Here is an 8,486-nt window from a genome sequence, read left to right as displayed (position 1 = left end):
CCCCAAACCGAGGGGGCGGGCATGCTTTTAAGGGGTCAGCGTGACTTCCTGGCCTATAACGGGCACGCGCCCACGCCCCGATTAGGGAGTTGCCCGCGACACCCCATGGACACCGCACCGTTCGCCACCGTCGCGATCACCGTCGAACCCTTCGGGGACTCGGCGGTGATGGTGACCGTCCCCGACGCCGACCCGGCCGTCCGCAGAGCCGCGATCGTCGCCTTCCGCGACCGGTTCCTCGCGGACCGCCCGCACGGCGTGCTCGACGTCGTCTCCGGACTGGAGTCGCTGCTCGTCGAGTTCGACCCGCTGGAGACCGCGCTCCCGCACCTCGCGTACGCGGCCCGGCTCCTGGCCGCGCGGACACCGGCCGGCGCTCCGGTCCGGGCGCGGCCGGTCCGGAGGTTCGCCGTCCCGGTCGTCTTCGACGAGGAGACCGGCCCCGATCTGGCGTCCGTCGCCGAGGAGGTGGGGCTCGCCCCGGCCGAAGTGGTCGAGGCGATCGCGGAGTCCACGTTCACCATCTCCCTGCTGGGGGCGGCGATGGCGCCGATGATGGACGGGCTCCGGGTACCGGGACCGGTACGCCGGCGCGCCGAGCCGCGTACGGATGTCGCGCCCGGGGCCGTCATGATCGCCGGCACCAACGCGATCATCCAGCCGTTCCCCGGCCCGACCGGCTGGCGGGTGGTGGGGCGCACCCCGCACACCATCGTCGACATCTCCCGCCCGGAACCGGTCTCCTTCGGTACCGGCGACCTCGTCCGGTTCGTCCCCGTCACCAGGGACGAGGCGGCGGCGCTGGACGCGGGCTTCCTGCTGCCGGTGGAGGTGCGTCCATGAGGACCGTGGGACTCGGCATCACCGGTACGGGGTGGGTCACGACCTTCCAGGACCTCGGCCGCCGGGACAGCGAGCGCCGCGGTGTGCCCACCGGCGGCGCGGCCGACCAGCACTCGGCGGCCGTCGCCAACGTCCTCGTGGGCAACGCGCGCGGCGCGACGCTGATCGAGAACGTGGGGGGCGAACTGGCGCTCGTGCCCGACCGGGACGTGCTGGCCGCCGTGACCGGCGCCCCCGCCCGGGTGACCGTCGACGGCGTACCGGCGCAGAGCTGGTCGCCGGTGGTGGTACCGGCGGGGCGCGAGATCCGGATCCGCTGCGACCTCGCCCGGGGCACCCGTGTCTATCTCGCCGTGAACGGCGCGCTCGCCGCGGAGACCTTCCTCGGCAGCGCGGCCCCGGACGCGCGGATGGGGTTCGGGCAGACCCTCGCCCCGGGGGCGCGGGTGCTGCTGGAGACCGGGTTCCTGGGGTTCCGGCACGCGGTCTTCGCACCGCCGCTCTTCCGGTTCCCCGTTCCCGCCCTGCGCTGCGCCGAAGGGCCGTGGGAGATCGATGTGGTGGCGAGCGGGGGAAGCCGCGCCATCCCCGGGATCCGCGAGGTGGTCGAGGCGTCGTCCTACGTCGTCACCCCGCGCTCCGACCATGTCGGTCTGCGGCTCGACGGGCCGGTGCTGCACCCGGACACCGACGCCGAGATCGTGTCGCACGGGGTGCCGGTCGGGGCGCTCCAGATCCCGCACGCGGACGAGCTGATCGTCCTGGGCAGATACCGGAGCCTGACGGCCGGATACCCGGTCATCGGCGTCGCCTCACGGGGGTCGCTGCCGCTGCTGGGGCAGGCGGGCCCCGGCCGGGAGCTGCGGTTCCGCTGGGTCGACCGGGAGACCTCGCTCCGTGCCCACGCGGAGCGGGAGGGCGCGGTACGGGCGCTGGAGCGCGCGGTGGCCGGGGCGTTCTGCGCCCTCGGTCTCGGGGAGCCCTTGTCCGGCCATAGGTGAGAAGTTATTCTCATTTGGAATGTGAATCTCAGATCTTTCCGGAGGAGGAACCGGTGACAGGAGGAACGGTGACAACGACCGGCAGGACCGTGCTCATCACCGGGGCCGGCAGCGGAATGGGGCGGGAGACCGCCCGGCTGCTCGCCCGGGACGGCGCCACCGTCGTCCTCGTGGGCCGTCGGCAGCAGGCGCTCGACGAGGTCAGGGACACCATCCGCGCCGAGGGCGGCAACGCCCTCGCGATCGCGGCGGACATCACCCGCACGGAGGACGTGGGGCGTCTCCTCGACCGCGTCCACGCCGAACTCGGCCCGGTCGACGTACTGATCAACAACGCTGGAAGCTCCTCGTCGGTGCTCAACCCGCAGTGGCTGCCGCACGACGAGTGGCGCCAGGTCCTCGACGTGAACCTCACGGCGGTCTTCCAGCTCACCCAGGCCGTCCTCCCCGACCTGCTCGGCCGCGGCGCCGGAACCATCGTCACCGTCTCCTCGCTCGCCGCCGTCAACCCCAACCTGCTGGGCGGGGCGGCGTACGGCGCGGCCAAGGCCGGTGTCCGCAACTTCATGACCTTCCTGCACAACACCTTCCGTAACCAGGGGCTGCGGGCCGTCACCGTACTGCCCGGCGAGGCGGACACGCCCATCCTCGACCACCGGGCCCGGCCGCCGGCCGCCGAGGAGCGCGCCCACATGCTGCGGCCCGAGGACGTGGCGGAGGCCGTCCGCCTCGCGGTCACCCTGCCCCAGCGGGTCGTGCTCCAGGAGATCGTCGTCGCCCCCACGCGCCAGCGCGACACCTCGGCCGACCTGGAGATCAGCCGCTGGGCGGGGGCCCCCGCCGACGCCGCACCCCGAGCCTGACCCTCTCCCGCCTCCAGGAGGAGCGCATGCCGTCCACCACCGCCACCCCGTCGCACGCCTTCGCGCCCGCCGCGGCCGCCGCCCGGATCGCCGCGGCCTCCCGCCGGACGCAGCAGCCGCAGTCCGGCGGCGACCTCGTCTCCCTCGCCATGGGCGAGCCCGACTTCGACACGCCCGAGCAGGTGGTCGAGGCGGCCCACGCCGCCATCCGCGACGGCCGCACCCACTACTCGCCGCTGCTCGGCGAACCGGCGCTGCGCGAGGCGCTCGCGGAGAAGCTGGCGGGCATCGCGGGCGCGCCGGTCTCCGCCGCCGACATCCTGATCACCCAGGGCGGCACCGCCGGGCTCGCCGCCTCCATCCTCGGCCTCGTCGACCCCGGCGACAGGGTGGTCGTACCCGACCCCACGTACTCCCTCTACGCCGACCTGGTGAGCATGGCCGGGGGCGTCGTCGTCCCCGTCCCGCTCGGCCCCGACCTGCACTGGGACCTCGGCAGGCTGGCCGACGCCCTGGTGGGCGCGAAGCTCTTCGTGTTCTGCAACCCCTGCAACCCGACCGGCATCGTGCACGGCCGCGAGGAGCTGGACGCGCTCGCCGGGCTGCTCGCGGGCACCTCCACGGTGGTCCTCTCGGACGAGGCGTACGCCGACCTCGACCACACCGGCCGGCCCTTCACCTCCACGGTCTCGGTCGAGGGCCTGCGCGACCGTACGGTCTACTGCCAGACCTTCTCGAAGAGTTACGCGATGACGGGCTGGCGCGTCGGCCACCTCTGGGGCCCGCCCGCGCTCATCCGGGCGGCCGCGCGCATCCACAACACCTTCAACGGGTCCGTGAACACGGTCGTCCAGGACGCCGCGCTCGTCGCGGTGCGGAGCTGCGACGCCGACGTCGCCCGGATGCGCGCCGCGTACGAACGGCGCGGCGAGCTGATGCGCGCGGAACTGGCCACGATCCCCGGCCTCACCCTCAGCGCGCCGGAGGGGGCGTTCTACCAGTTCCCGCGGTACGACCTCGACCTGCCGTCGACCCAGGTCGTCGCCGAACTGCGGGCGCACGGTGTCGCCGTCCGGCCGGGCAGCGAGTTCGGCGCCCGGGGCGAGGGCCACCTCCGGCTGTCGTACGCTGCCAGCCCGGAGTCCATCACCGAGGGAGTCCGCCGGCTGGCCCGCGGACTCTCGGCCCTCCGGTGAACCGCCGTCCACATGCAACGGGGGAGTCGTCCCATGCGCAGCGACACCGAGCGCAACCGCAGGCACCTCATCAAGGCCGCCGCGCTGCTGTTCGAGAACTCGCCGACGCCGGTCAGTCTGGCCGAGATCGCCAAGCACGCCGAGGTGTCCACCGCGACGGCCTACCGGCACTTCTCCTCCGTGGAGGAGATCCTGCACGCCTTCCGGGCCCAAGTCGGTTCGGAGCTGAGCGAGTTCAGCGCGCGTCAGACCACCCGGGGCATGGTGAGGCTCGAAGAGGTGTCCCGTTACTGGGTGTCGCTGGTCCTCGAACACGGCGGTGCGATGGCGCAGATGCGCTCGCACCGTGGTTACCTCGAACGGCTCCGTGAGGGCACCGGCTATCTCGCCCCCCAGGCCGAGGCCCTGGCGGAACCGCTGCGGCAGACCACCGAGGAGCTGGGGCTCGGTGACCTCGGCGACGAGGCCCTGTTCCTGTGGAACGCCCTCTTCGACCCCCGGGACATCCTGGACCTCATCAAGAGCGGGCGCCCCGAGGAGGAGGCCGCGACCCGGCTGGTCGCCGCGCTGCGCGGCGCGCTGATCGGCTGGTCTGCGGCGGCGCGAGGTGACTGAGCGTCTAAGCTCTGGGCCAAGGCTTCACTTTGGGACGGGACCGGTACCGGTACGCGCGCCCCGGCGTCGCGCCGGCCGCCGTACCTGGGAGGAGCGAAGATGGCACCGCAGAACTCTCCAGATGATCGTTTCAACACCGGGGAGGCGCATTCCGCCCGGGTGTACGACTACATCCTGGGCGGCAAGGACAACTACCAGGTCGACCAGGAGGCCGGCGACTCGATGAGCCGGGAGTGGCCGGCCCTCCCCGTCCACATGCGGGCCAATCGCGAGTTCATGCACCGCGCGGCCCGCTATCTGGCCGAGGAGAAGGGCATCCGGCAGTTCCTGGACATCGGTACGGGTCTGCCCACCCAGCCCAACATGCACGAGGTCGTGCAGAAGGTCGCCCCCGACTCCCGGGTCGTCTACGTCGACAACGACCCGATCGTCCTCGCGCACGCCCGCGCCCTGCTGACCAGCGCTCCCGAGGGCCGTACGGCGTACATCGACGCCGATATGCGGGACCCCGACGCGATCATCGGCTCGCCCCAGTTCCAGGAGCTGCTGGACCTGCGGGAGCCGGTCGGCCTCATGATCATCGGGATTCTCCACTTCATCCTGAAGGACGACGACGACCACGGTCTGGTCCAGCGGCTGCTCGACCCGCTGCCGGCCGGCAGCTATCTGGCGATGACCATCGGCACCGCCGACTTCGCCCCGGTGGAGGTCGGCCATGTCGCCGAGGAGTACGCGAAGCGCGGCATGCCCATGCAGCTCCGTACGCTGGCCGAGGCCACGGCGTTCTTCGACGGCCTGGAGCTGATCGAGCCGGGCGTGACCCAGGTCCACAAGTGGCGTCCCGACGTCGGCCAGGAGGTCATGGACGACCGCGACATCGCGATGTACGGCGCCATCGCCCGCAAGGTGTAACGCCCCGGGAGGTTTGGACCGCTCCGGCCTGGCAATCATTACAGGTCGGGGCGCTGGCCTGGTGGGTCGTGCCCGTGGGCTCCGCAGTAGAGTTCACCGCCGGACGATTGACGACTGGAAGACCTGACAGACCATGAACGTGTCATCGAACCCCCCGATCTATGACCAGCTTCTCCGGGAGCACGGCGACGTCGTCACCGAAGCCCGGGAGGCGGCCCACCAGACCACCCGGCAGGCGGAACACGTGCTGGACTGGAGCGGGCTGCACCGACGGTTCCCCACCGACTCGGCACGCACCGACTGACCGCCGCCCCGGCCGGGCCGCCGGGCCCGGCCGGACGCGTCGCCTCCGGGCCGCCTCACGCCACCGCGCGGGGCGCCCTCCACCGTCCGGCTCCGCCGCTCCGGCGAGCCGCCGCACGGCGGCGTCCCGGTCGGCTCGCCGCCGTGCGCCGCCAAGACGTCGAGACGTCGAGCATCCGGCGCCGGGCCGGGGCCGCGAGCGCCGGGAGCGCTCTCAGTGGCCGCCTGCCGCCGCCATGCCGAGCGTCACCAGCCCCAGGATCACCCACCCGAACCACAGCCAGCCGTTGCTGCCGAGCGCCGCGGTGTACCCCGTGACCACCACCAGCGCGCCGACGGTCACCACACCCATCGTCTTCGTGGATCCGGACATGAGCGTCCTCCTCCGGGCCGGGGCCGTGACGCCCATCGTCGCCCGGGGACCCCGGTTCGCGCTACCGCCCCCGGGCCTGGAGCGAGGCCAGGTAGGCGTTGTACTCCGCCAGCTCCCTGTCGCCGTCACGGTCCGCGGCCCGGTCCGAGCGCTTCGCCTGCCGCTGCTCCGAGTGGTACCACTGGTAGACCAGCGCGACCAGGACCAGGACGGACGGGATCTCGCTGAACGCCCAGGCGATGCCACCGGCCGCGTTCTGGTCGGTGAGGGCGTCGATCCCGAGCGAGGCCGACGGGTTCTCGTACGCCTTGACCATCGGCTCGCTCGCCATCATCAGCGCGATCCCGAAGAACGCGTGGAACGGCATCCCGGCGAAGAGCTCCAGCATCCGCATCACATAGCCCGGCCGGTGCGGCCCCGGGTCGATCCCCATGATCGGCCAGAAGAAGATCAGCCCGACGCCGAGGAAGTGCACCATCATCGCGATGTGCCCCGGCTTCGACCCCATCAGGAAGTCGAAGAGGGGCGTGAAGTAGAGCCCGTACAGGCTCGCGATGAAGAGCGGGATGGTGAACGCCGGGTGCGTGACGATCCGTACGTAGCGGCTGTGCAGCAGCGCCAGCAGCAGCTCGCGCGGGCCCTTCCGGCTCTTCCCGTCAATGCCCCGGCCCGCCACCGGCAGGGCGCGCAGCGCCAGCGTCACCGGGGCGCCGAGCAGCAGCAGGATCGGCGAGACCATGCTGATCACCATGTGCTGCACCATGTGCACGCTGAACATGACCATGCCGTAGTCGTTCAGCCCGGTGCACATCACCAGGGCGATGGTCAGCACGCCGAGCACGAAGGCCACGGCGCGGCCCACGCCCCAGGCGTCACCGCGCCGCCGCAGCCGGACGACACCCCACCCGTACAGGGCGAGCGCGACCAGGCAGCCGGTCAGGAAGAAGAGGTCGGGGGAGTACTCCAGCCCTCGTCCCAGCGTGAACGGCGGCAGATCCATGGTCGTGCCGTGCCCGCTGTGATCCATCCGTGCGCTCCCGGTGCTTCCCGTGACGGCGCCGCGGCGCCCGCCATCCACCGGCGGTGGTTTTCGCGCCGGTTGTCCGGACCAGCCTAGAACCGCCCCCGGCGGCGGTCGCGACCGGGGGCGGCCCCGTCCCCGCCGCGGGCCGGGGGAGGAGCGGGGAGAGGGCTCAGAGCACGCACTCCGCCTCGGCGTAGCGCTCCGGCGGCACCGTCTTGAGCGTCTCCACGGCCTCGCCCAGCGGGACCATCACGATGTCCGTGCCGCGCAGCGCCGTCAGCATCCCGAACTCGGCGCGGTGCGCCGCCTCGACGGCGTGCCAGCCGAACCGGGTCGCCAGCACCCTGTCGTACGCGGTGGGCGTGCCACCGCGCTGGACGTGCCCGAGTATGACCGCCCTGGCCTCCTTGCCCAGGCGCTCCTCCAGCTCGATCGAGAGCTGCCGGGCGACGCCCGCGAACCGCTCGTGGCCGTAGATGTCCTTGCCGCCGGCGTCGAACTCCATCGAGCCCTCGCGCGGCTTCGCGCCCTCGGCGACCACGACGATCGCGAACCGCTTGCCCGCCGAGAACCGCTTGCCGACCACCTCGGTCAGCTCGCCGATGTCGAAGGGGCGCTCGGGCACCACGATGGCGTGCGCGCCCGCCGCCATGCCGGAGTGCAGCGCGATCCAGCCGGTATGCCGGCCCATGACCTCGACGATCAGCACCCGCTGGTGCGACTCCGCCGTCGTCTTCAGCCGGTCGAGCGCCTCGGTGGCGACCCCGACCGCCGTGTCGAAACCGAAGGTCACATCGGTCGAGGCGATGTCGTTGTCGATGGTCTTCGGTACCCCGACGATCGGCAGCCCCGCCTCGGAGAGCAGATGGGCGGCCTTGAGCGTGCCCTCACCGCCGATCGGGATGATCGCGTCGAGCCCCAGATCGGCGACATGGCCCCGCGCCCGCTCTACCCCGTCGCGCAGATGCGCGGGCTGGACCCGGGACGAGCCGAGTATCGTGCCGCCGCGGGCCAGGATGCCGGCCACCGCGTCCAGGTCGAGCTTGCGGTAGTCGCACTCCAGGAGGCCCTTCCAGCCGTCGTGGAAGCCGATCACCTCGTCGCCGTGGTCGACGACGGCACGGTGCACGACGGACCTGATCACGGCGTTGAGGCCGGGACAGTCGCCGCCTGAGGTGAGCACACCAATTCGCATAGCCCGGATTACCTTTGCAACGTGGGGCCGACGGCCGGACACCGTTGTCAGGCCAGGTCCTCGCCAGCCTACCGGCGGGCGCCGGGGAGACCGAAACCCCGCGCCCCCCCGCGGGCACGGCGGGACGGCGGGGGCCGGGCGGGCCCCCGGCGGGCCCGCCC

General features: G+C 72.4%; 10 protein-coding genes. 7 read left to right on the top strand and 3 right to left on the bottom strand.

Annotated features, from left to right (window positions below; genetic code table 11):
* Window positions 1–105 precede the first annotated feature (105 nt).
* From ACFXPK_RS01750 to ACFXPK_RS01720, 7 genes are all read left to right on the top strand, one after another.
* Window positions 106–843, top strand: a complete 738-nt coding sequence (locus ACFXPK_RS01750) for an allophanate hydrolase subunit 1 (RefSeq protein ID WP_385001192.1) — start codon at window positions 106–108, stop codon at window positions 841–843.
* On the top strand, window positions 840–1,844 hold the full coding sequence (locus ACFXPK_RS01745; protein ID WP_385070463.1) for a biotin-dependent carboxyltransferase family protein: 1,005 nt from the start codon (window positions 840–842) through the stop codon (window positions 1,842–1,844). Before ACFXPK_RS01750 ends, ACFXPK_RS01745 begins: the two co-directional genes overlap by 4 nt.
* Window positions 1,845–1,912: 68 nt before the next feature.
* The gene (locus tag ACFXPK_RS01740) at window positions 1,913–2,707 is read left to right on the top strand and encodes an SDR family oxidoreductase (RefSeq protein WP_385070672.1); all 795 of its coding nucleotides are present in this window, start codon (window positions 1,913–1,915) and stop codon (window positions 2,705–2,707) included.
* Between the two features lie 26 nt (window positions 2,708–2,733).
* The gene (locus tag ACFXPK_RS01735; RefSeq protein WP_385070460.1) at window positions 2,734–3,903 is read left to right on the top strand and encodes a pyridoxal phosphate-dependent aminotransferase; all 1,170 of its coding nucleotides are present in this window, start codon (window positions 2,734–2,736) and stop codon (window positions 3,901–3,903) included.
* A 33-nt stretch (window positions 3,904–3,936) separates the two neighbouring features.
* On the top strand, window positions 3,937–4,518 hold the full coding sequence (locus ACFXPK_RS01730) for a TetR/AcrR family transcriptional regulator (RefSeq protein WP_385001180.1): 582 nt from the start codon (window positions 3,937–3,939) through the stop codon (window positions 4,516–4,518).
* 99 nt (window positions 4,519–4,617) lie between these two features.
* Window positions 4,618–5,430 (top strand): SAM-dependent methyltransferase, encoded by an 813-nt coding sequence (locus tag ACFXPK_RS01725; protein WP_385001177.1) that lies wholly within the window; start codon window positions 4,618–4,620, stop codon window positions 5,428–5,430.
* A 139-nt stretch (window positions 5,431–5,569) separates the two neighbouring features.
* On the top strand, window positions 5,570–5,734 hold the full coding sequence (locus tag ACFXPK_RS01720; RefSeq protein ID WP_385001174.1) for a hypothetical protein: 165 nt from the start codon (window positions 5,570–5,572) through the stop codon (window positions 5,732–5,734).
* Window positions 5,735–5,947: 213 nt separating this feature from the next.
* Here ACFXPK_RS01720 and ACFXPK_RS01715 read toward each other — a convergent pair whose 3' ends face one another.
* The 3 genes from ACFXPK_RS01715 to ACFXPK_RS01705 all read right to left on the bottom strand — a co-directional run bounded on the left by ACFXPK_RS01715 (window position 5,948) and on the right by ACFXPK_RS01705 (window position 8,325).
* Window positions 5,948–6,106, bottom strand: a complete 159-nt coding sequence (locus ACFXPK_RS01715) for a hypothetical protein (protein WP_385007875.1) — start codon at window positions 6,104–6,106, stop codon at window positions 5,948–5,950.
* 61 nt (window positions 6,107–6,167) lie between these two features.
* Entirely contained in the window at window positions 6,168–7,133 is a 966-nt protein-coding gene (locus ACFXPK_RS01710; protein WP_385070455.1) for a cytochrome c oxidase assembly protein, read from the bottom strand.
* Window positions 7,134–7,299: 166 nt separating this feature from the next.
* On the bottom strand, window positions 7,300–8,325 hold the full coding sequence (locus tag ACFXPK_RS01705) for a 6-phosphofructokinase (protein WP_385007871.1): 1,026 nt from the start codon (window positions 8,323–8,325) through the stop codon (window positions 7,300–7,302).
* Window positions 8,326–8,486 lie beyond the last annotated feature (161 nt).

It is taken from the genome of Streptomyces sp. NPDC059142 (assembly GCF_042755665.1).
Classification (GTDB): domain Bacteria; phylum Actinomycetota; class Actinomycetes; order Streptomycetales; family Streptomycetaceae; genus Streptomyces.
This window is presented reverse-complemented; position numbering and strand designations above follow the sequence as displayed.

What these genes read in the sequence shown, in the direction of transcription:
- ACFXPK_RS01750 (WP_385001192.1), top strand. Translation starts at nt 106, where the DNA reads ATGGACACCGCACCGTTCGCCACCGTCGCGATCACCGTCGAACCCTTC.
- ACFXPK_RS01745 (WP_385070463.1), top strand. Translation starts at nt 840, where the DNA reads ATGAGGACCGTGGGACTCGGCATCACCGGTACGGGGTGGGTCACGACC.
- ACFXPK_RS01735 (WP_385070460.1), top strand. Translation starts at nt 2,734, where the DNA reads ATGCCGTCCACCACCGCCACCCCGTCGCACGCCTTCGCGCCCGCCGCG.
- ACFXPK_RS01730 (WP_385001180.1), top strand. Translation starts at nt 3,937, where the DNA reads ATGCGCAGCGACACCGAGCGCAACCGCAGGCACCTCATCAAGGCCGCC.
- ACFXPK_RS01725 (WP_385001177.1), top strand. Translation starts at nt 4,618, where the DNA reads ATGGCACCGCAGAACTCTCCAGATGATCGTTTCAACACCGGGGAGGCG.
- ACFXPK_RS01715 (WP_385007875.1), bottom strand. Translation starts at nt 6,106, where the DNA reads ATGTCCGGATCCACGAAGACGATGGGTGTGGTGACCGTCGGCGCGCTG.
- ACFXPK_RS01710 (WP_385070455.1), bottom strand. Translation starts at nt 7,133, where the DNA reads ATGGATCACAGCGGGCACGGCACGACCATGGATCTGCCGCCGTTCACG.
- ACFXPK_RS01705 (WP_385007871.1), bottom strand. Translation starts at nt 8,325, where the DNA reads ATGCGAATTGGTGTGCTCACCTCAGGCGGCGACTGTCCCGGCCTCAAC.